17 protein-coding genes and 1 rRNA gene (1 of these 18 running past the window's edge) are annotated in these 24,750 nt (G+C 39.1%); 3 read left to right on the top strand and 15 right to left on the bottom strand.

Translation table 11 applies throughout. The annotated features are described in order from the left end of the window. The 6 genes from IGL15_RS09360 to IGL15_RS09385 all read right to left on the bottom strand — a co-directional run. Nucleotides 1-1,313 (bottom strand): 16S ribosomal RNA (locus IGL15_RS09360) (it extends 247 nt beyond the left edge of the window). Between the two features lie 686 nt (nucleotides 1,314-1,999). Next, complete coding sequence (locus tag IGL15_RS09365) at nucleotides 2,000-3,505, bottom strand: HAMP domain-containing sensor histidine kinase (protein WP_002298265.1); 1,506 nt, start codon at nucleotides 3,503-3,505, stop codon at nucleotides 2,000-2,002. After that, nucleotides 3,502-4,188, bottom strand: a complete 687-nt coding sequence (locus tag IGL15_RS09370) for a response regulator transcription factor (protein ID WP_002290973.1) — start codon at nucleotides 4,186-4,188, stop codon at nucleotides 3,502-3,504. Before IGL15_RS09370 ends, IGL15_RS09365 begins: the two co-directional genes overlap by 4 nt. A gap of 192 nt (nucleotides 4,189-4,380) precedes the next feature. Beyond that, on the bottom strand, nucleotides 4,381-5,802 hold the full coding sequence (gene gndA, locus IGL15_RS09375) for an NADP-dependent phosphogluconate dehydrogenase (RefSeq protein ID WP_002295350.1): 1,422 nt from the start codon (nucleotides 5,800-5,802) through the stop codon (nucleotides 4,381-4,383). 169 nt (nucleotides 5,803-5,971) lie between these two features. Then, on the bottom strand, nucleotides 5,972-6,151 hold the full coding sequence (gene rpmF, locus IGL15_RS09380) for a 50S ribosomal protein L32 (protein WP_002290970.1): 180 nt from the start codon (nucleotides 6,149-6,151) through the stop codon (nucleotides 5,972-5,974). Nucleotides 6,152-6,208: 57 nt separating this feature from the next. Continuing rightward, nucleotides 6,209-6,778: a YceD family protein gene (locus IGL15_RS09385; RefSeq protein WP_002295352.1), complete on the bottom strand. Its 570-nt coding sequence runs from the start codon at nucleotides 6,776-6,778 to the stop codon at nucleotides 6,209-6,211. 185 nt (nucleotides 6,779-6,963) lie between these two features. Between IGL15_RS09385 and IGL15_RS09390 the strand changes: the two genes are divergently transcribed. Beyond that, a complete protein-coding gene (locus tag IGL15_RS09390) occupies nucleotides 6,964-7,866 on the top strand; it encodes a LysR substrate-binding domain-containing protein (protein ID WP_002295354.1) in 903 nt (300 codons plus the stop codon). Between the two features lie 34 nt (nucleotides 7,867-7,900). Here IGL15_RS09390 and pyk read toward each other — a convergent pair whose 3' ends face one another. The 3 genes from pyk to dnaE form a co-directional block, all read right to left on the bottom strand. Next, nucleotides 7,901-9,685, bottom strand: coding sequence for a pyruvate kinase (gene pyk / locus IGL15_RS09395; RefSeq protein WP_002295355.1), 1,785 nt, complete (start codon nucleotides 9,683-9,685; stop codon nucleotides 7,901-7,903). Nucleotides 9,686-9,758: 73 nt separating this feature from the next. Next, nucleotides 9,759-10,721 (bottom strand): 6-phosphofructokinase, encoded by a 963-nt coding sequence (gene pfkA / locus IGL15_RS09400; protein WP_002304759.1) that lies wholly within the window; start codon nucleotides 10,719-10,721, stop codon nucleotides 9,759-9,761. Nucleotides 10,722-10,888: 167 nt separating this feature from the next. Beyond that, complete coding sequence (gene dnaE / locus IGL15_RS09405) at nucleotides 10,889-14,203, bottom strand: DNA polymerase III subunit alpha (RefSeq protein WP_002325491.1); 3,315 nt, start codon at nucleotides 14,201-14,203, stop codon at nucleotides 10,889-10,891. Between the two features lie 230 nt (nucleotides 14,204-14,433). Between dnaE and IGL15_RS09410 the strand changes: the two genes are divergently transcribed. Continuing rightward, nucleotides 14,434-14,619, top strand: a complete 186-nt coding sequence (locus IGL15_RS09410; protein WP_002295359.1) for a YjzD family protein — start codon at nucleotides 14,434-14,436, stop codon at nucleotides 14,617-14,619. A gap of 61 nt (nucleotides 14,620-14,680) precedes the next feature. On the opposite strand, the gene IGL15_RS09415 is transcribed toward IGL15_RS09410, so the two are convergent. Then, nucleotides 14,681-15,877 carry a multidrug efflux MFS transporter gene (locus IGL15_RS09415; protein ID WP_002290958.1) on the bottom strand — a complete coding sequence of 399 codons (1,197 nt, stop codon included), beginning with the start codon at nucleotides 15,875-15,877 and terminating at the stop codon, nucleotides 14,681-14,683. A 169-nt stretch (nucleotides 15,878-16,046) separates the two neighbouring features. Further along, nucleotides 16,047-17,483, bottom strand: coding sequence for an NCS2 family permease (locus tag IGL15_RS09420; RefSeq protein WP_002298256.1), 1,437 nt, complete (start codon nucleotides 17,481-17,483; stop codon nucleotides 16,047-16,049). 292 nt (nucleotides 17,484-17,775) lie between these two features. Between IGL15_RS09420 and IGL15_RS09425 the strand changes: the two genes are divergently transcribed. After that, the gene (locus IGL15_RS09425) at nucleotides 17,776-18,585 is read left to right on the top strand and encodes a Cof-type HAD-IIB family hydrolase (protein WP_002296740.1); all 810 of its coding nucleotides are present in this window, start codon (nucleotides 17,776-17,778) and stop codon (nucleotides 18,583-18,585) included. Nucleotides 18,586-18,770: 185 nt separating this feature from the next. On the opposite strand, the gene IGL15_RS09430 is transcribed toward IGL15_RS09425, so the two are convergent. From IGL15_RS09430 to IGL15_RS09445, 4 genes are all read right to left on the bottom strand, one after another. Next, nucleotides 18,771-20,924 (bottom strand): peptidoglycan D,D-transpeptidase FtsI family protein, encoded by a 2,154-nt coding sequence (locus tag IGL15_RS09430; RefSeq protein WP_002287654.1) that lies wholly within the window; start codon nucleotides 20,922-20,924, stop codon nucleotides 18,771-18,773. A 292-nt stretch (nucleotides 20,925-21,216) separates the two neighbouring features. Beyond that, nucleotides 21,217-22,065, bottom strand: a complete 849-nt coding sequence (locus IGL15_RS09435; RefSeq protein ID WP_104765602.1) for a MurR/RpiR family transcriptional regulator — start codon at nucleotides 22,063-22,065, stop codon at nucleotides 21,217-21,219. 224 nt (nucleotides 22,066-22,289) lie between these two features. After that, complete coding sequence (gene thrS, locus IGL15_RS09440; RefSeq protein WP_104765601.1) at nucleotides 22,290-24,230, bottom strand: threonine--tRNA ligase; 1,941 nt, start codon at nucleotides 24,228-24,230, stop codon at nucleotides 22,290-22,292. A gap of 336 nt (nucleotides 24,231-24,566) precedes the next feature. Then, on the bottom strand, nucleotides 24,567-24,746 hold the full coding sequence (locus IGL15_RS09445; RefSeq protein WP_002287649.1) for a 2-hydroxymuconate tautomerase: 180 nt from the start codon (nucleotides 24,744-24,746) through the stop codon (nucleotides 24,567-24,569). Between the last annotated feature and the right edge of the window lie 4 nt (nucleotides 24,747-24,750).

Raw genomic sequence — 24,750 nt, forward strand, 5'->3', positions numbered from 1 at the left:
AGAAGCTTTAAGAGATTAGCTTAGCCTCGCGACTTCGCAACTCGTTGTACTTCCCATTGTAGCACGTGTGTAGCCCAGGTCATAAGGGGCATGATGATTTGACGTCATCCCCACCTTCCTCCGGTTTGTCACCGGCAGTCTTGCTAGAGTGCCCAACTGAATGATGGCAACTAACAATAAGGGTTGCGCTCGTTGCGGGACTTAACCCAACATCTCACGACACGAGCTGACGACAACCATGCACCACCTGTCACTTTGCCCCCGAAGGGGAAGCTCTATCTCTAGAGTGGTCAAAGGATGTCAAGACCTGGTAAGGTTCTTCGCGTTGCTTCGAATTAAACCACATGCTCCACCGCTTGTGCGGGCCCCCGTCAATTCCTTTGAGTTTCAACCTTGCGGTCGTACTCCCCAGGCGGAGTGCTTAATGCGTTAGCTGCAGCACTGAAGGGCGGAAACCCTCCAACACTTAGCACTCATCGTTTACGGCGTGGACTACCAGGGTATCTAATCCTGTTTGCTCCCCACGCTTTCGAGCCTCAGCGTCAGTTACAGACCAGAGAGCCGCCTTCGCCACTGGTGTTCCTCCATATATCTACGCATTTCACCGCTACACATGGAATTCCACTCTCCTCTTCTGCACTCAAGTCTCCCAGTTTCCAATGACCCTCCCCGGTTGAGCCGGGGGCTTTCACATCAGACTTAAGAAACCGCCTGCGCTCGCTTTACGCCCAATAAATCCGGACAACGCTTGCCACCTACGTATTACCGCGGCTGCTGGCACGTAGTTAGCCGTGGCTTTCTGGTTAGATACCGTCAAGGGATGAACAGTTACTCTCATCCTTGTTCTTCTCTAACAACAGAGTTTTACGATCCGAAAACCTTCTTCACTCACGCGGCGTTGCTCGGTCAGACTTTCGTCCATTGCCGAAGATTCCCTACTGCTGCCTCCCGTAGGAGTTTGGGCCGTGTCTCAGTCCCAATGTGGCCGATCACCCTCTCAGGTCGGCTATGCATCGTGGCCTTGGTGAGCCGTTACCTCACCAACTAGCTAATGCACCGCGGGTCCATCCATCAGCGACACCCGAAAGCGCCTTTCAAATCAAAACCATGCGGTTTTGATTGTTATACGGTATTAGCACCTGTTTCCAAGTGTTATCCCCTTCTGATGGGCAGGTTACCCACGTGTTACTCACCCGTTCGCCACTCTTCTTTTTCCGGTGGAGCAAGCTCCGGTGGAAAAAGAAGCGTTCGACTTGCATGTATTAGGCACGCCGCCAGCGTTCGTCCTGAGCCAGGATCAAACTCTCATAAAAAGTTCGAACAATCTTGCGATTGTTAAGCTCAATTTGTTTGCTAGCATATTGCTTGCTTGTTAAAAATGTTTGTTGTCTTGAATTGAATCAAGACGCCCTACACATTTGGTTTGTCTTACTTTGTTCAGTTTTCAAAGGTCTAATCTTTTTGTTTCAACAACTCTTTAATCTTATCAGATTCAGAAGAGAATGTCAACAACTTCTTTGTTTATTTTTTCTAAACGTCTTTGTCACTCATTAGCAGCGACTTGATTATCATATCATCTTTATTGTTATTTGTCAATAACTTTTTCGAAGTTTTTTTCGATAAAATCAAGCTTTATTAGCTATCTCATCCAAACGACTTCGTTATTATAACATGACATCAAAAGTGCGTCAACACTATTTTTTATAATTTTTAGTGACACCTTAAAGGAATCATTTAGAACAAATAATAATATAGCAATCTCTTTATAAAATTGCAATAGAAAATTCCCTATTTTTATTTATTATTTTTAAACACGAATATTACAGCATTTTATTGTTTTTTCGTTCATCTAAAAGCTACTTACATTTAATTAACGGATGTTATTCTATTTAATTGTTCGCTAGTTTTTTTTATAATGACATCCCTGAATTTCTCACTTGCTTGTATTTTGTACCTTATTCTTTGTTGGATATATAAAAAAACAAGTAAAGCACATGCTTTACTTGTCTTCTGCCTTTGCGATAGGAATAAAGATTCTAAAAATTGTCCCTTGCCCTACTACACTTTCTGCTAAGATACGTCCTTTATAGTTTTCAACCAGTTGTTTAGCGATAGACAACCCCAGACCATTTCCACCCTTCGTTCTAGCTCTTGCTTTATCCACTCGATAAAAACGATTGAAGATCTTATTAAGGTCTTCTTTGGGTATTCCTTCGCCAAAGTCCTGAATCGCGATCTCAAATTCATTCAGAGTGGAAGAAATAGAGATATGGACTTCTTTTCGTGTAGTTGAATACTTTACTGCGTTATCCAATATGATAATGATTAATTGTTCAAAGTGATTACGATAAATTTGCAGGGTCACTTCTTTTGTCAAATCATCATCTAAAGTGATCACATAGTCTGGATATAATATCTTGAAATTATTATAAACTTGATAGGTGACTTCTTTTCCTTTAGTTGTTTCATTCGCATAATGAACATCTACTTGTTCTGCTCTTGATAAGTCTAGCATCTCTTGAACTAAGCTTTTCATACGGCTGATTTCTTGCATGCTGGCGCTTAATGATTCTTCTAATATCTCAGGATCATCTTTCCCCCAACGATTTAGCAGACTAAGATGCCCTTCAATAATTGCAACAGGTGTCCTTAACTCATGAGATACGTCTTCCACGAATTGCTCTTGTTGTTCAATATACAAACGCATACGGTCAAGCATCTCATTGAATATTTCAGCTAAATCTGCCAATTCATCATTTGTGTCGATTTCAGGCATGTGGATATCTGATTGCGGATCTTTACGTATAGTATCCATTGTATCTCTGAGTACCTTGAGTGGTTTTAAGAAATAAGAAGATAAAAAGAAACCTAAAATACTACTTAAGATCAAAGAAACAACTTCTAAAACAATAAGAGTCAATAATAGCTTATTTCGAATATCATAGAAAGAAGATAATTCATAGAAGCTTTGCGCATAGCCGATCTTTTCTCTTGTACCTTTAGAATATATAGGCTGGATAGATAAAAAGCCAGTTTTTCCTTCTAGTGTAACGATCGTTGGAACTTTACGTGTAGTCTGAATCAGGTTTCGACTGTTTTCATGGGTTTTAAAAATCAAGTTCTCGTCCAAATCATAAACATAAAGATCCATTGATGGCTGCCCTAGCTCAGCTATAAAGGAATCGATCTTCATTAAGTTTCCTTCGACCAGTGAAGTATGATCTACGACCTCATCTCCGTCATTTGTCGCTTTCGTCAGATTACGATACGTATTTACTAATGTCAGTTCTTCATCCGAGTTAGCCAAACGAGAAGCTACTTCTGAAATCGTACGCTCTACATTGTTTCTTTCTTTTGCCACAATCAGATTGATAGATGATTTATAGGTAATGACAGCGAAAATTGTAAACACAACGAATATGAAGAAAGAACTCGCAAAGGCCCACTTGATTGTCAAGGAGGGCCCTTTCAGTTCTCTTTTTTCCGATTTTTTCGGCTTTATCACGAGCGCATCACATAACCTGTTCCGCGTACAGTTTGGATATAGCTTTCCTCCCCGGGAACGTCAATTTTGTTGCGAAGATAACGAATATATACGTCCACTACGTTTGTTTCAACTTCTGTTTCGTATCCCCACACTTTATTTAGTAAAACGTCACGTGCTAATACCACGTTCACGTTTTCCATTAAAGTAAGCAGCAACTCGTATTCTCTTTTTGTTAGTTCAATTACTTCATTTCCGCGACGTACGACACGGTTTTCTTTTTCGATAGTCAAATCGCGATAAGTAATAGTAGTTTGTTTAGCCACATTTTTATCGCCTTCAATATCGATTCGACGCAACAATGCACGAAGACGTGCTAATAATTCTTCGATAGCAAATGGTTTGACGATGTAGTCATCTGCTCCGTGGTCAAGTCCAGATACACGATCGATCACAGAATCTCTTGCAGTCATCATAATGATTGGTGTATTTTTGACTTGGCGTACACGTCTGCAGACTTCTAAACCGTTCAATTCTGGGAGCATCAGATCCAACAATATGGCATCCCACTCATTATTTAATGCCGCATCTAAACCAGTTCGGCCGTTGTAGTGGACTTCTGCGTTATACCCTTCATGCTTCAACTCTAGCTCGACAAATCGTGCCAAGTTCTTTTCATCTTCAATGATTAGAATATTGCTCATTTATTATTTTATCCTTTCTATTCTACTGGCTTTTTAAAAACTCTATCATTATACCGATAATATGCTTAAAAATCTATAGTCATTTTATCATGGATAGCAATTTTAAAAAAGAGCTGAAGTCTACTCATAACAATCGACTTCAGCTCTTTCGTCCTCTTTTTATTTTCTCATTTCCTAACAGCCGAAAGACTATTATTCTTCATGGTACCATGAGTAATGGAAGATTCCTTCTTTGTCGACACGTTCATAGGTATGTGCGCCAAAGTAATCGCGTTGGGCTTGGATTATATTTGCAGGCAGACGTTCTGCTCTGTATGAATCGAAGTAAGCGATGGCTGATGAGAAAGTCGGTACAGGTACGCCAGCTTGGACAGCCAAGGCAACGACGTCTCTGACTGATTGCTGATATTTTTTCGTGATTTCAACGAAGTAATCATCTAGCAATAAATTTTCGATCTCAGGATTTTTGTCATAGGCATCCGTAATTTTTTGCAAGAATCGAGCTCGGATGATACATCCAGCGCGCCAGATTTTTGCGATTTCACCAAATGGCAAGTCCCAATCAAATTCTTTTGAAGCGACACGTAATTGAGCAAATCCTTGGGCATAACTCATGATTTTACTGAAATACAACGCTTCTCGGATTTTTTCGACCAATTCTTTTTTGTCTCCCGTGAACTCAAAATCGTTCGTACGAGACAAAATTTTACTTGCTTGTACGCGTTCTTCTTTATAAGCAGAAATATAGCGGGCAAATACAGATTCAGTGATCAATGGAAGTGGCACACCTAAGTCAAGCGCGCTTTGGCTTGTCCATTTACCTGTTCCTTTATTCCCAGCTGCATCAAGGATCACATCTACTACTGGTTTACCTGTTCCTTCATCGTCTTTACGTGTCAGAATGTCAGCAGTGATTTCTATCAAATAGCTGTCTAATTCGCCTTGATTCCATTCTTTAAAGATATCAGCCATTTCTTCTACTGAAAGGTTTAAAATATTCTTCATTAAGTCATAAGATTCAGCAATCAGTTGCATATCTCCATACTCAATACCGTTGTGTACCATTTTCACATAATGTCCGGCTCCATTTGGGCCAATATATGTGACACATGGTGCTCCGTCTTCTGCTTTTGCAGAAATTTGCTCTAAGATTGGTGCAACTAGCGCATAGGCTTCTTTTTGTCCACCAGGCATGATTGAAGGTCCTTTTAAAGCTCCTTCTTCACCACCGGAAACGCCTGTACCGATAAAGTTGATGCCAGAGTTGGCTAACTCTTCATTACGACGCATCGTATCTTTAAAGAATGTATTTCCTCCGTCAATCAAAATATCGCCTTTATCAAGGTGAGGAAGTAACTCTTGGATTGTTGCATCTGTTGCCGGTCCTGCTTTGACCATTAGCAAGATCCGACGTGGTTTCTCGATAGATTCTACAAATTCTTCGATTGTATATGTTGCTTTGAAATTTTTATCTGGGTGTTCTTCTACTACAGCGGTTGTTTTAGCCCCTGTACGATTGAATAAAGCCACTGAATAGCCGCGGCTTTCTATGTTCAAGGCTAGATTTTTACCCATAACGGCCATACCGACAACACCGATTTGTTGTTTTGACATATGAACTCCTCCTACATACGGGATTTCTCCCTAATCTCTTACATTATAGCTTAACACGGCTACATTGCAAACTAAAGAACAACATATTTTTTATTTACCGACTACAAAAAAATAAACCTCAAGGCTCCATGGTTAGCCTTGAGGTTTTACATTTTCTAATTAAAATGTATTAAGCTTCTTTTGACATTACGTCCTTACCATCATAGTAACCACAATTTGCACATACGTGATGGCTTTTTTTCATTTCACCACAGTTTGGACATTCGTTTAACCCTTTGATTGTCAATTTGTAGTGTGTACGACGTTTTGCTTTTTTAGCTTTTGATGTTCTTCTAGCTGGTACTGCCATTTTGCTACACCTCCTTGTAAAGTCTTGTATCTAAATTAGACACAATATATTCCAATCTTACTTGTTATCGTCGTCTTTTGATTTAGAATCAAAAAGTTCAGATAGTTTTGCAAGACGAGGATCAATTTTATTCTCGGCTTCTTCCATTTTTCTGCGCTGGTATTCTTCTTCGGAAACAACTTCCCAATCATTGCCTTTTGGAAGTTCTGTTGCTGCTTCCTCTTCTTTTGTCAATACCCGCATTGGAATCGCCAATAAGATGTTGTCTTCAATCGACTCTGCTAAATTCAATAATGGACCTTCAATTAGCAAAATCTCATCCGCAGACATTTGTTCATCTCTACTTTGGAATTGTTCTTCTGTCATGAATACTTCGTCTACAGAAAAATCCATGGGCAGTTCAACAGGTTCTAGTGAACGTGTTGAAGGAACTGTCAAAGTCGTCTGCACAGTGTAATGAACGATATAGCCTTTCTTATCAACTGAGACCAAACCTTCGACTTCCACTGGCGCAACATCAAGTATTAAATTGTCTCGCTTCATGAGAGCGGCTTTCAAGTCGAGCGTCTCATGAAAAGTTAACGGTGTCTCCTGGTATTTTCTCAATTCCAATAAAGACCATTTCATTTTTCATCACTCCTAAGCAACAAAAGCAATTATACAGGGCAAAAAGCATGTTGTCAATGAAATTTTCTTGACACCTTGCAGTTCATAAAAAAACAGAAAAATCTTTATTAGAAAGCCTCTGTTTGCTATCATCCTCAGAATCATTTACAATAATCATTATTCCATTAAAGGAGCGGATGATCTTCATGAACACGAAAGATATCGAATACTATGTCCAAATCGTCAAACAAAAAAATTTTACGAAAGTGGCTAATTATTTCCGTGTGAGCCAACCTACTATTACATATGCATTACAACGTCTTGAAAAAGAGTTTGACACCGTACTTATTACAAGAGATCGATCGCATCACGAATTAATCGTCACGCCTTCTGGAAAGCAGCTGTTTCTCCATGCACAAACCATTCTCCAAGAGATTTCTACTGCAAGAGCTGAAATCACTCAGTTGCAAAAGAAAAAGCTTCGTTTTGGCATGCCTCCTATTATCGGCAATGAATACTTTCCTAAACTGTCAAGTTACTTTATCAAGCATGAATTGATGAATCAAATTGAGATTACCGATGGAGGCTCTCGGGACTTATACGGGATGATCCGACAAGGGAGGATCGATTTAGCTGTATTAGGCTCAACACAGCCAATCGTGGATCAATATTTAGAAACAGAGTTACTTTTGGACAAACGTTTCATGATCGTCGTGCCACCTACACATCCTCTTTCCAAGCAGGATACTGTCTCTTTCAAAGATATAGCAGATGAACAGTTTGTACTATTGAACGAACATTATGTCCACCCCGCAGCATTCACTAAGCTTTCTAAACAAACACATACTCATCCAAAAGTTGTTTATCAAAGCAATGACTTGACGATTTTAAAGAGTATGGTCCGAGAAAATGTGGGTATCGGTTTTTTGGCAGAGATTGCTGTCCATCCTGAAGATCATTTAGTTTGCCTCCCTCTTTCAGATGAAGTTCAGCCTCGCTTCTTGATTTCATTGGCAAAACGAACACAGCAGATCGTCACACCTCTTCAAGAACAAGTAGTCCAAGTTATCCATGAATTCGTTACAGCACAAAAAAACAGCTCTTCGTAAAAGAAGAGCTGTTTTTATTTTTTATTAAGCTAAATTAGATAGCTGTTGTTTCGCCACGGTAAACGATGCCGCGACGTGAATCAACGGTAATCAATTCACCTTCTGTAATTGTTGTTGTTGCGCCTTTAGCACCAACGATTACAGGAATATCTTGTGCAATTCCTACAACTGCAGCGTGAGAAGTCAATCCGCCTTCTTCAACGATAACAGCAGCTGCTTTTTCGATTGCAGGCATATATTCTTTGTCAGTTGATGGTACAACTAGAACCATTCCGTCTTTTGCTTTTTTTACAGCTTCTTCAGCAGATGAAGCAATAACTGCATTTGCAACGACAGATTTTTGTCCAACGCCTTGAGCTTCTAATAATTTAGAACCAATCATTTGAATTTTCATCACGTTAGTTGTTCCGCGTTCACCAACTGGTACACCAGCAGTGATCAAGATTAAATCGCCTTCTGATGCGAAACCTAATTCAACAGCTTTTTTAGCTGCTAGTTCAAACATTTCATCAGTTGTTGATGGTTTTTCAGCAACTGTTGGGTAAACGCCCCAGTTTAACATCAAACCACGTTTTGTGCGTTCGTCAAAAGTAACAGCCAAGATATCTGCATCTGGACGATATTTTGAAATCATTTTTGCAGTGTATCCTGATTCAGTTGCAGCAACGATTGTTTTCACGCCTAGATTTTTTGCAGCACGAGCTACAGATAAACCGATTGTTTCAGTTACATCTGTTTTATCGAATTCGTTCAATTGGAATGTACCTAATTCTGATAATGCATTTTCAGCTTCTTGGTCGATACGTGCCATTGTTGAAACAGCTTCAACTGGGTAGTCCCCGTTTGCAGATTCACCAGATAGCATTGTTGCATCTGTGCCATCAAATACAGCATTAGCAACGTCAGAAGCTTCCGCACGTGTTGGACGTGGGTTTTCTTGCATTGATTCTAACATTTGTGTAGCAGTGATAACTGGGATACCAGCAGCATTACATTTTTTGATGATGCGTTTTTGAACCATTGGTACTAGTTCAGCTGGGATTTCAACACCCATATCTCCGCGGGCAATCATAACACCGTCAGAAACTTTGATGATTTCGTCAATGTTGTCGATACCTTCTTGAGATTCGATTTTAGGGAAGATTTGAACATGAGTCATGTCTTTTTCTTCTAAGATTTCGCGGATATCTAGAACGTCTTGTGCTTTACGTACAAAACTTGCAGCGATAAAGTCGATATCGTTGTCTAAACCAAAACGAATATCGTCAGCATCTTTTGGAGTAATACCTGGCAAACTAATAGAAACGCCTGGTGCATTTACCCCTTTACGTGATCCTAGCATACCTGCATTTTTAACTTCTACGACTAATTCACGGTTTGCTTCGTCTTTTTCAATGATTTGCATATCGATCAAACCATCATCAAATAAAATGTGTCCACCAACGTGAACATCGTCAAATAATCCTGGGTAAGTAACCGCGATTTTTTCTTTTGAACCTACATGTTCAGGATCCATAGAGATGCGTGTTTGATCTCCTACTTCAAATTTGATGTATCCTGCACGACCAAAATCAGCTTCTGTTGTGCCTTGAACAGTTGTACGGATTTCAGCTCCTTTTGTATCTAAAAGAATACCGACATCTTTTCCTGTCTTTTTAACTGCTTCACGGACCATAGTCATACGTGATAATTGTTCTTCATGGTCACCATGAGAAAAGTTAAAGCGGAAGACATTTGCCCCAGATTCAATCAATTGAGAAATAATTTCTACTGAGTTACTTGCTGGTCCTAATGTACTAACGATTTTGGTTTTTTTCATTTAAAAAACTCTCCCATTCAATTTTGTTTATTTAAAGCTGTACACAGCTTAAATAGCTTGGTTTCTTTCACTCTTAAAATGAAAGTGAATTATTTAGATCATATAGTGATAAGTCTGGTTTATGTTTGTTGTTTTCAAGTGTATCAATGATGTCAGACGCAACGATTTCGTTGTCATGGATACCGACACATAATCCACCTTTTCCTTCTTGAAGCAATTCGACAGCGTAAGCACCGAATTTACTTGCCAACACGCGGTCGCGTGCGCTTGGTGCTCCACCACGGACAACGTGTCCCAAGATAGATACACGTGTATGATAGTCACCAAATTCTGAAAGTTTCTCAGCGAATTCATTTCCGCCCATTACACCTTCAGCCAAGATGATCAAGCAATGTTTCTTCCCGCGATCGCGGCCTTCTTGGATTTTTTTAGCAACTGAAGCCATATCAAAATCATGTTCTGGGATGATGATTTCATCCGCTCCGCCAGCCACACCTGACCATAAAGCGATGTCTCCTGCATTGCGTCCCATTACTTCGATAACGAATGTACGAACATGAGAAGTCGCTGTGTCACGAATACGGTCAATTGATTCTAGTACTGTATTGATTGCTGTATCAAAACCGATTGTGAAATCAGTCCCAGGAATATCATTATCGATTGTTCCAGGAATACCTACTGCTGGGAAACCGCGTTTTGTCAAAGCCATTGCGCCATGATAAGAGCCGTCTCCTCCGATAACCACTAGACCTTCGATTCCGAATTTTTTCAATTGTTCGATTCCTTTTAATTGACCTTCTTCAGTTGCAAATTCTGGATAACGTGCAGAATACAAGAATGTACCACCACGTTGGATCTTGTCACCTACATCTGCCACATCAAGACGACGAATATCTCCAGCAACTAAACCGGCAAAACCATAATTGATCCCGTATACTTCCAGTCCTTCGTAAATACCTTTACGAACAACGGCACGAACAGCTGCATTCATTCCAGGTGCGTCTCCGCCACTGGTCAAAATTCCGATGCGTTTCATAATAAACATTCACCTCATTAAAATACTTTATCCTAAGTATGACTTAGGTTTACAACCATTTTTGCGTTAACCACGACTAACATTCTAACATTATTTTTCTCACTTGTCTTGATTTACGGATAAAAAAATGAAAAAAAATGAAAGCAAGTAGTATTTTTTACCGTAAGTTATTTGAAAACCACATTATCTTCGCCAAGCAGATAAATAAGTTGCCCCTTTATACTCTTGCTGTCATCCACCCAATAAGCATCTGACAGAACTACTTTTCGTTGCGTTTTTTCGTGATACATAACTACTGGTATATATCCTGGGTGTTTCTGAAAAATCACTTGTAATTGTTTCATTATCTCGGGATCTTCCCGTTCTTCTGTAATACGCAAATAGCAAGTTTGTGAAGGATACTGGGCTTCTAACTGGTTAGGATCAGCAAAGCTTTCTCCAATTAGTTGCAGTTCCTGATTATATTTGCTGATTTCGCTCCGCCCTTGAACAAAGATCACTCGATCAACGGCAAACAAATTACGATATTTACGATAAAGAGTTGGAAAAACTGTGACAGAAATTTCTCCACTACTGTCGGTTCCTTCAACAAAGGCCATCAGTTCTCCTTTTTTTGTCCGAATTTCTCTAACTTCCTTGATCATCACTAATAAATTGACTGGTTGATTAGGGACGATATCTGTAATCAGCTGAACTTGTTTAGCTAAACGAAGACGATCAAACCCTTCTGCAGGATGACCTGACAAATAAATACCTAAGTACTCCTCTTCCAGCTTCAAGCGTTCTTCTAGTGTATAGTCAGCGACTTCTTCTTCTTTTAATGCCATGATTCCCAGCAAGTCAAGACTTCCACCACTGTAAACGATATTTTGGATTTTTCCTTCGAGATCAAGCATCAATTGTTTCCTGTTAGGAGATAATTCATCAAAAACGCCTACTGCTGTCAGTGATTGCAGTAACTCTAATTTCAGCCAACGCTTATCGATCCGTATGAGGAATTGATCCACTGACTGGAACGGGCCATTTTGTTTTCTTTCGTTTAATATATCTTCTACAAAATCACGCCGAATACCTTTTATCGCTGTCAGTCCGAATCTGATTTCTTCCTTATTGACCAACTCAAAACTGGAATTACTTTGATTAATGGACGGCGAGGAAAGTTTGAGTTTATTTTTACGTGCTTCTGCAATATATTCTTTCAATTTTGATGTGTTATGCCGAACAGAATTCATCAGGCTGGTAAAGAAAGCACCTGGATGATGGGCTTTTAGATACGCCATTTGGAATCCCACGAATGAATAAGCAAATGCATGTGACCGATTGAATCCATAGTTTGCAAATTTTTCGATATATTCATATACGGTCGCTGCTGTTTTTTCCGAATATCCCTGTTGTAATGCTCCTGATACAAAATGCGACTTTTCTTCATCTAATACGTCTTTTTTCTTTTTACTCACTGCCCGTCGCAGAATATCTGACTGCCCTAATGTAAATCCAGCCATAGTCGAGGCGATCTGCATGATTTGTTCCTGATAGACGATCACTCCATATGTGTTTTTCAAAATCGGGATCAGTGAATCATCTGGGTAGCGAATGGCTTCTTTTCCTTTCTTCCTGGCAATGAAGGTATCTATATTTTGCATAGGGCCTGGTCGATACAATGCATTGACTGCGGCAATATCTTCGATGTTTTCTGGACCTAATCTTCGTAAAACGTTCCGGATACCAGCAGATTCAAATTGAAATACTCCTGAGGTTTCGCCTCGTTGAAACAAGAGCAGCGTTTTTGCATCATTTAGCGGGATCTCTTTTAATCGGATCTCATACCCTTCTACTCGCTTAACAGCTTTCAAAGTAAAATCAATAATCGATAAGTTGCGTAGTCCTAAAAAGTCCATTTTCAAAAGACCGATTGCTTCTACCTCATTCATCGTATACTGGGTCAGAAAAGCTTCATCAGAACCGCGTTGGAGCGGAACTAGTTCAAGTAGATTCTTATCGCTGATAACTACACCTGCTGCGTGAGTCGAAACATGTCTTGGCAATCCTTCTAAAATCACTGCAGTTTTGAATAAAAGTTGGTTTTTTTCGCTTGCCTGAACTAATTCTACTAATTGATGCGAAGTTTTATAAGCTTGGGTCAATGTGATTTTCAATTGATTGGGTATTGCTTTTGACCAGCGGTTTGCTTCACTTTGCGATAAACCAAACACTCTAGCTGCATCTCTAAGAACCATTTTTGCTGCCATTGTGCCAAATGTTGCGATTTGTGCCATATGATATTGTCCATACTTTTCTCGAACATAATTCAATACTTCTTCACGTCGATTGTCAGGAATATCCAAATCGATATCTGGCATCGTAAAGCGTTCGGGGTTTAAAAAGCGTTCGAACAGCAAATCATATTCTAATGGATCCACATCTGTAATTTCTAACACATAGGCTACTAATGAACCCGCAGCAGAACCACGACCTGCACCGGTAACGATTTTGTTTCTATGAGCAAAAGCCATTACATCCCATACGATCAAGAAATAATCATCGAATCCCATTTGATGGATGACAGATAACTCGTAGTCCAAACGTTCTTGGTATTCCTTTGTATAATCAGTGATTCGGCGTTCCACTTGCGAATAGCATAACTCTCTTAAATATTCTCCAGCTTGTTTTCCATTAGGAACTGGATAATGCGGAAGTAATTTCTGATGGAACTGGAATTCAAATGAAATCGATTCAGCTAAACGCTGGGCGCCTATTACAGCTTGGGAAAGACCCGCTTTTTCGAATCGTTTGATCATTTCTTGTTCTGAAAGAAGATAGCCATTTGCTGTTAGTGGTAAAGATGCAGATAAATTTTCTAAAGGTATTTGGCTTCCATCTTTGATATGTTTCATCACTTCAAGTGCAAAAAGTTCTTCTTGTTGTAAACTAGCGATGGGATGTAATGCACAAAGCGAATAATTTTCTTTTATCACATACTGATACCATTCAGGCAATTGATCAGGCGTGTTTTCTGTCAAGCCGATATAAAAATTTCTAGTAAAAACATTTTCAAGTAAAAACTGCCAATGACCGAAAAAGTTATCCTCTTTATTGAAAGCCTCAGAAACAGAATGATTTGCCGGAACAACAAACGCTAGATGGTCGGTTTCTGTCATTTCTGCAAGTTCCAATTTTTCTTGGATCATTTTTCGGCTGGAAAGTTTCATCAGCTGCTGATAACCTATTTCATCTTTTGCGTACGCAAGCAAGCCATAATTTTTTTCTTCATAAGTATAACTAAGATGTAATCCAATGATTGGCTGTACTCCTTCTTCTACACAAATACGATAGAATTCAGGTGCACCGTATAAGACATCTTTATCCGTTATGGCTAATGAAGTGTAGCCTTGTTTTTTTGCTTCTTGTACATATTCTCGAATACGTATCGTACTTTGTAAAAGAGAATAAGAAGTAATTGTATAAAGTTGTGGGAAAAACATCTTGCATTCCGCCTTTTTTTTCGTTAAAATTCACTAGCGTTAAAAGGTTTGATCCTTTTACTTTCATTAAGATAGCAGGCGCTGAAGTTGATTATTCCACTTCATTTGCTTGCTTGTAATCTGTAGGAATGAGTTCTTTCGTAAGAACTCAAATTTTATTGAGATTTGGTCTCGTTTCTTTACATTCAAAGAAAATCTGGTAAAATTAAGATAGAAAAGAGGTGTTCTTTATGCGATATATCGTTACATTATTCTGGGCTGTCGTTCTAGGTCAAGTAGTCGGTTATATTGGTGCTGCATTAACAAGCGGAACATATGATTTTACTTTGACAACAATCATTTCATTCATTGCGGGTGTCATTATCCTTTTGATTGGTGCAGTTGCGCCAAGAAAAGAAACCTCTGCCCATTCGTAAAAAAACAGCCAAGAGCTTGAGATATCTCAAGCTCTTTTTTATTTTCTGCTCCTCACCACCATTATAATCTGCTGCGAAGAACTTTACGAAAGTTGAATAAAGAAAGAAGAATATTTGACAGAACAAACAAACTTGTCACAATAAAAACAGCACTGTAATTATAAGCATGCGCGACTGTCGATCCTAGCATGGGACCTAAAACTTGTCCAAAGTTGCTAAACATCTGATTGTAGCTATAGATTCGGCTGACTCCTTCTTGAGGCGTAATCTTACTGATCAGTGTATTGACAGAAGGCATCAAAGCGCCAGTTGAAAAGCCTAAAATAAAGCGAAGTATACCTAATTGGAGCGGTGTAGTGACGAATGCCATAGGTAAATAACAGCAAAATGATAAAATGAGTCCTCCAATTAGAACTTTTTGATTCCCAATCTTATCCCCTAGTTTTCCTAGTTTCGGTGAAGAAAAGACAGCGGAAACACCAGCTATCGAAACAATCAAGCCGCTGACAAAAAGGATATTTTCTGTACTTCCGCTCAATTCACGAATATATAAGGTCAAAATAGGGCTGATCGTAGTGATTCCTATCTGTAAAATCAAGGTCGTAATGAAGAGACCGATCAAAATAGAGAGATGATCCATTTTTGAAAAAATTTCTTTGGTGCTTATCAGATCTTTTTTCTCGATCGGATGGAAATCTTCTTTGACTAAGAAAATGGTCAATACCGTTGTGATCATCAACAAAGCCCCTGTGATCAAGAATACATTTTCCATACCAAACCACTGAGCCAGTGCACCGCCCATTGAAGGTCCGATCAGATTTCCAGCAATCGCTCCGGTAGACAATGTTCCTAACGCCCATCCGCTCTTTTCTCTAGGTGCCTGTGAAGCAATCATCGCTGTGGCATTTGGAATATATCCAGACAAAATCCCATTCCAAAACCGCATGATCAAAAGCCAATACGCGTTCGGTACAAAAGCCAAAGATCCCATTGTTAATGTCATCCCTGCTGCTGCACGGATCATCATGAGTTTTCGTCCTTTTCGATCAGCTAGATTTCCCCAGATTGGTGCAACCACGGCAGACGCAAAAGCAGTCACAGAGATTGCTAGTCCTGAAAACAATTCGATTTGGTCTTTTGGTGTTCCTAGTTGCTCGACATAAACTGGTATGAATGGCATAACTAAACTAATACTTGCACCAGTGAAAAAACAGCCAATCCACGCAATCACTAAATTTTTTCTCCAATTAATCTCCATCTATCATCCCTCTTTCGTCTCTTTTATCATACCTATTTTCGAATAAACAAGCAACGATCTCGCCAGTAAAAAGAGAAAAATCCCGCAAAGGTCATTTTATATGTAACGTTCTTTTTATGTAAAACAAAAAGAGATCAGAACAAATACTGTTCCAATCCCTTCTCTTTAGTTAAATTGTTGCTAGAATGATGAAGTTGATAATGAATAAAATATCAACGATCCACAAAGCAACAGAAACTTCATTGTATTTTCCTTTGATTACTTTCACAATTGTATAGAAAATAAATCCTGCTGCAATCCCATAGGAAATGCTATAGCACAATCCCATAAAGATCGATGCAAAGAAGGCCGGTAAAGCTTCTTCCATATCTAGCCATTTGATGTCTGCAAAAGAAGCCATCATCATTACTCCAACTAAAATCAATGCTGGCGCAGTTGCTTGATTTGGTACAATAGCGATCAGTGGAGAGAATAAACTACTTAATGCGAATAGCACTGCCACTACTACTGAAGTCAAACCAGTACGTCCACCGGCCCCGATCCCAGCTGCAGATTCGACATAAGTTGTTGTATTCGATGTACCAAAGATAGCCCCCACGGAAGTAGCGATCGCATCGGCAAATAGTGCTTTATCCATTTTTGTTTTGAACCCACGACCATCTTCCAACGCGATCTCGTCTTCTTTTGAGAAAATGCCTGTGCGGCGTCCTGTACCGATAAATGTTCCGATCGTATCGAAAGTATCAGATAAACTGAATGCGATTATCGTCATCAATACTTGAGGAATCTTGGAAGAATCACTGAATAAAGATTGCATGCCTTCAGAACCAAATGCTGCACCAAAAGTTGTTCCTAATTCTTTAAATGAATTACCTAACGAATTCGTTTGCCAATCAATGGAACTCAAATCAACAACACCCATAAAAATACCAAGGACTGTGGTCGCTACGATACCGATAAGAATAGCCCCACGGACATTTTTTACAACTAAAATGGCTGTCAGTACCAAACCAATCACAGCCAATAAGATAGGAGCGTTGTCAAAGTTGGCTAACGCAGGGACGATTCCACCATTTATCGTAACATTTGTCGCTTTTCCGCCTTCAACGACAGAGCTCGAAATAGCTGACTGGTCTGCTGAAAAAGATAAGAATCCTGCATTTTTGATTCCGACATACGCAACGAAAATACCGATCCCGCCACCAATCGCATGTTGAAGACTTTCGGGAATCGCCCGAATAATCATTTTTCGAATATTTGTGACAGTAATAAAAATATTGATTAATCCGCAAATAAACACCATTGCCAAGGCTTGTTGCCAAGAATAACCAAGCCCAAAAACGACCGTAAAAGTGAAAAATGCGTTCAATCCCATACCAGGTGCCTGAGCATATGGTACATTTGCGAACAATCCCATTACCAGCGTACCAATAATCGATGCAATGATTGTCGCTAGAAATACTGCTTGGAAGGGCATACCTGATGCTGACAAAATCGTCGGATTTACGAATAAGATATAACTCATGGCAAAGAATGTCGTTACTCCCGCCATTATTTCAGTTGATACATTTGTATTGTTTTTCTTTAAACCGAAAAACTTTTCCATAAAAAGTTCCACTCCCTGAATTTTTTTCTGATGGAAAACTATAATAATAAAAAATAAGTAAAATAGGGCAAATCCATCGAACAATTTCAAATTATATAGACGTTTCATTCGCTTTTCAACGTTTTTTTAACAAAAAAAGCGAAAACAATACTTAACGTTCGTGTTTAGCTTATGTTTAGCTATTTATATAGCCATAACTGTAGTTTTTGTTAGGAATAGCTGATTGCTCTTGTTAATTACCTAAAATATGCTAGACTAAAACAAATGCTAGTTGAGGAAGGAAGGACCCTTATTGAATAAAAAATTAATTGCCATCGATCTGGACGGAACTACCCTCAATCAAGATTCGATGATTACATCTAAAACAAAAGAGACTCTGAAAAAAGCAATCAATGCCGGTCATCATGTCAGTATTGCTACAGGACGCCCATTCCGAATGAGCCATCAGTTTTACCAACAATTAGAATTAACAACACCGATGGTTAATTTTAACGGCGCATTAGTACACATCCCTAATCAGCACTGGGATGGTGAAAGAGAAACGTTGATCAATCGTGAAATCGCTTTTGAAATCTTATCGCAAAAAAAGCAGCTAAATTTAGATTTTATCGCTGCTGAAAATCGTGATACTTTTTTTATTGACAGTTTTGATTTCTTTGATGAAAAAATTTTTGCTTCTTCTCGTCCAGGAGAGAAGAATTTGCTTTCTCCTAAAAATTTGACGACAAATCCTACATCTTTGCTTGTCCGAACAGACAAACGTTTTGCAGGAGCTGTATCTGCTGAATTAACACGTCAATTTGGCAGTTATGTCGATGTTCGGACATGGGGTGGACCTACTGCCATCTTAGAGATTGTTTCAAAAGGAATCCAAAAAGCAAAAGGCGTGCAAGAGATTGCTAACTACCTGTCTATCGATCAAAAAGACGTCATTGCCTTTGGTGACGAGCATAATGATTTGGAATTGTTGGATTATGCAGGTTGGGGAGTAGCTATGGCTAACGGTACTGATCAACTCAAAGGCATTGCAAATGATGTCACTCCTTTGAGCAATCAGGAAGACGGTTTAGCTGTTTATCTGGAAAAACTACTTAAACTATAATAGAGAATTAGATTCCACAAAAAAGAGGTTGTGACAATTTTTGTCACAACCTTTTTTGCCGAGTAAACGGTGTTCAAAAGCCAGTTTCTCGGTATGAAGTCAAATTTAAGCAAAAATGTGAGAAGCTATTTTCACAAAATTTTTCTTCATACTCGAAACTAAGCGGCTTTTTCACGACCTCTTTTTTATTTTGCCATGAACATATCATAATACGCGTCCATTATTTCTTTAGCAATCGTCAAGTTCATGTGGTCTTGTTCGTCTAATAAGTTCGGCAAGACAACACTGATGGCAATTTCCGGATTGTCTGTTGGTCCGTATGCCACGATATTACTATTGACTGTCGTAATATCTGGATGACCTTCCGCAACCGTTTCTGCAGTCCCTGTTTTTGCGGAAAGGTCCATTTTCGCACTGGCTAATGGTTTGGCTGTTGTGTAAGGATCGGTACCATGGACAACTTGGTGGAATCCTTCACGGAGGATCGCCATATTTTCTGCAGAAATATTGACCGTATTTTCTACTGTTGTGCCAATTTCTTTCTTCACTTCACCCAAGTTTCCATTTTCGTCATTGCCATAGATCGCTTTGACTAGGTGCGGCTGTACTCGTTTCCCGCCATTAGCGACTGTTGAAGCATATTGAGCTAATTGGATTGGTGTATATGTGTCAAACTGTCCAAATGCCAAATCGGTAAAGTTACCTGGAGTATACCATTCTTTGCCATTATCCGCATTGAACTTCTTCATATAATCAACAGAACGTGAGATCCCAGGAGATTCATTCGGCAAATCGATCCCAGTCGTTGTACCAAGACCAAACTCTTTGAAAGAGTCTCTCAATTGCTGATAAGCTTTAGCTTCTTCATCTAAACTAGGTAGTCCCATTCCAGGTGTATAGTCTAGTCCTAACATCTTTAACGCCACTTTGATCATATACGTATTAGAAGACAATTCCAATGCTTTGACTGCATCAAGAGCAACTTGTCCGCTTCGATTAAAGACAGAGCTTTTTTCTGAAGCACCTTGCAGACGAATCGGCTCATCAATCAAAACTTGATTTCCGCTGATCGCGTTACTTGCCCAGCCTGCTGTCAAAGTACCAGCCTTGACTACAGACCCTGGAGCAAAGGCGCTAGTAATCGTGCCTAAAGCATTCTCGGTGATTTCTTTGGAACCTTGTTCATGACTGAAACCAGTCATTGCTAGCACTTCTCCTGTCTGAGGATTCATAGCCACTGCATAAGCACCAGGCGAATACTGTGCTTTGCCGTTGTTGATCAATGTTTGATAATTCCTTTTCAAAATTTCTTCTACTTTTGATTGGAATTCTGCATTCATAGATAACATTAAATTAGAACCTTTTTCCCCAGAGAAGATTTCTTTTTGATTCGAAACATTTCCTTCATTATCAAGGGAAACTTCATATTGGGTTTTGGTTCCTTGCAGGACATCTTCATATTGTTTTTCCAAATAACTTTGTCCTACACGGTCATTCCGAGAATAACCTTTTGCTAGGTATTTCTCTGCTTCATCTGCTGGAAGTCCTTGCTTTTCAGTCGTCACACTGCCAAGAATACTTTTCAGTGAACTTGCTGCATTATATTCTCGTGTCCAGTCTGTGCCAGTCGAAACTCCTGGAAGTTCAGAAGCGCGTTCTGCCACAACAGCTAACTCTTGATCAGTAACACCAGAGTTTTTGATATAGACAGTGTTTAATTCATATGCACTATTCATCCGTTTAAAGATGGTAGCAATTTTTAATTGCTCCTCGTTTAAATTAATCTCATCAGCTGTGACTTTATTGACCATCGCACTATATTGTTCGCTGTTCCCTAATTGCTTTTCTTTTGCCGAAAGTCTTTTTGTGGCTTCTTTCAAATGTTTGGGATCAGCCAGCCAAAAATCTTTTTTATCTCTATCTGTCAGATTTTCATCTACCGGAACATCGATCAGCGAGTTCAGCTTCGTTGCGATTTCAAGCAAATCTTTAGCCGTAACTTGTGTTCCTCTCGTATATGTGATGGCCTGATTCGCTTTATTCGTAACTAAAGCTTTTCCTGTGGAGTCGTAGATCATTCCGCGAGGAGTACTTTCTTGGACCGTAATCGTAGAAGTAGACTTCACTCGCGCCTCCATCTCTTCGCCGTTCACGATCTGCAAATAACCCAATCTAGCAATCAACGCAACAAATAACGTAAATATAATGAAAAAAAGAAAATTTAAGCGAAAAGGAACATGGGACCGGCGAAACGTTTTGTTCTTAGGTTCTTGTGCACCTTTTCTTATTTTTTCTAACCAAGAAGTATTTAATATTTTTTTCATAAAATCTTTCATCATTTCCTATCCTTCCGCCTATTTACATTCATGCTTCATTGTACCCAAAAACTTCTTAATAAAAAAGAAAAAATGGGCGGAGCAAGAAATTCTTTACCTAATTTCAAGATAAAATCAACTTTTTGTTTCACAGCAATCACTTAAAGTTACATATCCAACTATTTTTTTCATTAAAAAATAAACTTATTTTTGAAAATTATGTTTTCTTAAGTCGTGAAACACTTTGATGGATCATTTATTTGTGGAAAACTACGTTTTGTTATTCTAAAAAACTTATATAAAAATAGTAAGGTTTTTATTTCGAATCCATAAAATATTCTTGGATTGCTTCTCGTGTTTTTTTCACTTTTTCGCTAAGCTTTTCGTTTTTAGCCATATAGAAATAAAAAATGATATCGATCGTAGCAAATTGGGCCAAAAGTGAATTAGTTGCTGCACTTCGATTCGTGATTTCTTTTGGTCTAGACGTTTGTACGAGTACATCGGCTATCTTGCTAAGCGGGTTATTTCCAAATTGCGTCAACGCAATGATTTCGATACTCATGCTTTTCGCCAGCTCGGCTAATGCGACTACATCTGCACTTCTACCTGAGTTTGAAACAAGCCAAAGCACTTTCTTTTTCTCATTGCTGACAAGTTGCGGGAGCAAGACGTGGATATCTTTTTCAAAAATGATTGGCTTACCGACACGAGACCATTTTTGCAGAATATCTTCTACTACTAAAGAAGAGGCGCCAACCCCATATAAAAAAACAGTCTCTGCCGATTCCAAACACTCTACGACTTTTTGGATCGTTTCTTCTTCTAGAATATCTACTGTTTCTTTTATCGCTACTTGTGCATTGTTACCAAGTTTGTTTTTGATAGAGTAAAAGGACTCATTTGCTTCTATATCACTAAAACCTTCATCGATTCCAGTCTGTAGTTCTGTTGAAATCGTGATTTTGAAGTCCGTCAGACTTTGAAAACCTATTTTTTTGGAAAAACGTACAACTGTCGGCGCACTCAACCCGGAAGCTTCTGCTAATTCATTAGCTGTCATTGTAGGGACCTTCTCAATATTACCGATAATGTAGTTGGCCAACTTTTTTTCTGCTGAAGAATAATCTTCCATCATACTTTCAATACGACTAATTACGCTCATAAGTTCCTCCACCCTTTTAATGATAGTCTATGTAAGTATACCATATCAGACCCTTATTCACGGTCGTATACTGGATAAAAAAACAAAAAAACAATCCGCCCAACAGAATATCTTATCCCATCAATCCCACAGATTCTATTGAGCATCTGTGTCTTTGAGGAATATCTGTTATCTATTGTTCGGATTGTTTTCTATCTACTACTTTTTTACAGGAAATTTACCTATTAGTTTTCTCTGCTGTAATTTTTGACTTCTGCTTCCATAGCATCAATAAAGATATTCAAATCTTCTACAGCTGTTTCTTTACTTCCATAACGACGTACGTTCACTGTTGCATCTTCCAATTCCTTGTCTCCAACAACCAATTGGTAAGGGATCTTTTGTGTTTGAGAGGCACGTATCTTATAGCCCATTTTTTCATTACGATCATCAACTTCTACACGCAGCCCCTTCATTTGCAAACGTTCTTTGATTTCATAAGCATAATCGCCATGTGCATCAACAGAAACAGGGATGATTGTTGCTTGTATTGGGGCCAACCATGTTGGAAAAGCGCCTTTGTATACTTCTGTTAAATAAGCAACAAAACGTTCCATTGTAGAAACGATTCCGCGGTGGATAACTACTGGACGATGCGTATTTTCCCCGTCTTCTCCAACATATGTCAAATCAAAGCGCTCTGGCAATAAGAAGTCTAATTGTATAGTTGATAATGTTTCTTCTGTACCAAGAGCTGTTTTGACTTGAACATCTAGTTTTGGTCCGTAAAAGGCTGCCTCGCCTTCTGCTTCAAAGTAATCTAGTTCTAATTCATCCATAGCGGCTTTCAGCATTGCTTGGGCTTTTTCCCACATTGCGTCATCATCAAAATATTTATCTGTATTGTTTGGATCGCGATAGCTCAAGCGGAAACGATAATCTGTAATATTGAAGTCAGCATATACTGCCACCATCAATTCAAGAGTACGTTTAAATTCATCTTTGATTTGATCAGGACGAACAAATGTATGACCATCATTCAACGTCATTTCTCGTACACGTTGTAAACCTGACAAAGCACCTGATTTTTCATAGCGATGCATCATTCCTAATTCAGCGATACGAATTGGTAATTCACGATAAGAATGGATCGTGTTTTTGTAGACCATCATGTGATGAGGGCAGTTCATTGGACGAAGAACAAGCATTTCGCCATCTCCCATATCCATTGGCGGGAACATGTCTTCTTGATAATGATCCCAGTGTCCAGATGTTTTGTACAACTCAACATCTCCCATTATTGGTGTATATACATGTTGGTAACCTAGACTAACTTCTTTGTCTACAATATAACGTTCGATCGTGCGTCGGATTGTTGCCCCTTTTGGAAGCCAGAATGGCAAACCAGAACCTACTTCTGGGGAAACCATGAACAAGTCAAGTTCTTTTCCTAGTTTACGATGGTCTCTTTCTTTTGCTTCTTCACGGAGACGGATATATTCTTTCAAAGCTTTCTTGTCAAAAAAGGCTGTCCCGTATACACGTTGCATCATTTGATTGTTTGAGTTTCCACGCCAATAAGCACCTGCCACTGATAATAATTTAAATACTTGTATACGGCCAGTGGATGGAACATGTGGTCCACGACACAAATCGATGAATTCGCCTTGTTGATAAGCAGTAATCACTTCTTCTTCTGGCAATTCACTAATCAGTTCTACTTTGTACGGATCACTTGCAAAAATTTCTAATGCTTCCTGTTTTGAAAGAACACGGCGTTCGATCGGCAGATTTTCTTTGACGATTTTCATCATTTCTGCTTCGATTGCCGGCAAATCTTCTGCAGTTACTTGGTTTTGTCCATTATCTGTATCGTAGTAAAACCCTGAATCGATAGCTGGTCCAACGCCAAAGTGGATATTTGGATAGAGGCGACGCATGGCTTGGGCCATCAAATGAGCTGCTGAATGACGGACTAAGCCAAGTGCATCTTCATGGTCTGGTGTGATGATCTCAATACTTGCATCTTCCTCGATTGGACGAGTCAAATCAACGAGTTTTCCGTTCACTTTACCAGCTAAAGCTTTTTTTGCTAAGCTTTTTGAAATGCTTTCAGCAATTGTCAATGTTGTTGTTCCAGACTCAAATTCTTTGACTGCACCATCTGGAAAAGTAATTTTTATCATAATAGTTTCCTCCTTGAAATGTTTTGATTGATCAGATCATCAAGCTGAAAAACAAAAAAATCCTAGCATCTCTTGAAAAGAGATACTAGGACGAAAAGTTCGTGGTTCCACCTAATGTTCAAACGCAAATGCGTTCCTCAAGCGTTGTAACGGTCCGACCGCCCTTGCTTCAACAAGGGTTTCGAAAGTGGTCATCCTTTGGTTTTCTCCTGGAAAAGTTTCAGCCTAGCTTTTCCTCTCTTATCGAAGACTCTCAAATTCAGTTGGCTTTCTCATCAATCAATTATGTGTTTATTTAACCACTAATAAATAGAAAAATCAAGTGGGAAACTAAACTTATTTTTTCCATTCCCCATTTACACCGTATGTTCCTTTTTTCATCTCATTGATGATGACATGGATGTGTTCTTTTGGTGCCTGCGTGTTTTTATGAACAGCTTCCGTGATATCTTTCATCATATTTTCTAATTGTTCCGGACTGCGACCTTCTACTAATTCGACATGTACGAATGGCATAATG

The sequence above is a fragment of the Enterococcus sp. DIV0436a genome (assembly GCF_051711605.1).
GTDB classification, from domain to species: domain Bacteria; phylum Bacillota; class Bacilli; order Lactobacillales; family Enterococcaceae; genus Enterococcus_B; species Enterococcus_B faecium.

Bases quoted from the DNA above. Each gene is read 5' to 3' on its own strand.
- IGL15_RS09370 (WP_002290973.1), bottom strand. From the start codon at position 4,188: ATGAGCAATATTCTAATCATTGAAGATGAAAAGAACTTGGCACGATTT.
- gndA (WP_002295350.1), bottom strand. From the start codon at position 5,802: ATGTCAAAACAACAAATCGGTGTTGTCGGTATGGCCGTTATGGGTAAA.
- rpmF (WP_002290970.1), bottom strand. From the start codon at position 6,151: ATGGCAGTACCAGCTAGAAGAACATCAAAAGCTAAAAAAGCAAAACGT.
- IGL15_RS09385 (WP_002295352.1), bottom strand. From the start codon at position 6,778: ATGAAATGGTCTTTATTGGAATTGAGAAAATACCAGGAGACACCGTTA.
- IGL15_RS09390 (WP_002295354.1), top strand. From the start codon at position 6,964: ATGAACACGAAAGATATCGAATACTATGTCCAAATCGTCAAACAAAAA.
- pyk (WP_002295355.1), bottom strand. From the start codon at position 9,685: ATGAAAAAAACCAAAATCGTTAGTACATTAGGACCAGCAAGTAACTCA.
- pfkA (WP_002304759.1), bottom strand. From the start codon at position 10,721: ATGAAACGCATCGGAATTTTGACCAGTGGCGGAGACGCACCTGGAATG.
- dnaE (WP_002325491.1), bottom strand. From the start codon at position 14,203: ATGTTTTTCCCACAACTTTATACAATTACTTCTTATTCTCTTTTACAA.
- IGL15_RS09410 (WP_002295359.1), top strand. From the start codon at position 14,434: ATGCGATATATCGTTACATTATTCTGGGCTGTCGTTCTAGGTCAAGTA.
- IGL15_RS09415 (WP_002290958.1), bottom strand. From the start codon at position 15,877: ATGGAGATTAATTGGAGAAAAAATTTAGTGATTGCGTGGATTGGCTGT.
- IGL15_RS09420 (WP_002298256.1), bottom strand. From the start codon at position 17,483: ATGGAAAAGTTTTTCGGTTTAAAGAAAAACAATACAAATGTATCAACT.
- IGL15_RS09430 (WP_002287654.1), bottom strand. From the start codon at position 20,924: ATGATGAAAGATTTTATGAAAAAAATATTAAATACTTCTTGGTTAGAA.
- IGL15_RS09435 (WP_104765602.1), bottom strand. From the start codon at position 22,065: ATGAGCGTAATTAGTCGTATTGAAAGTATGATGGAAGATTATTCTTCA.
- thrS (WP_104765601.1), bottom strand. From the start codon at position 24,230: ATGATAAAAATTACTTTTCCAGATGGTGCAGTCAAAGAATTTGAGTCT.
- IGL15_RS09445 (WP_002287649.1), bottom strand. From the start codon at position 24,746: ATGCCATTCGTACATGTCGAATTAGTAGAAGGTCGCAGTCCGGAACAA.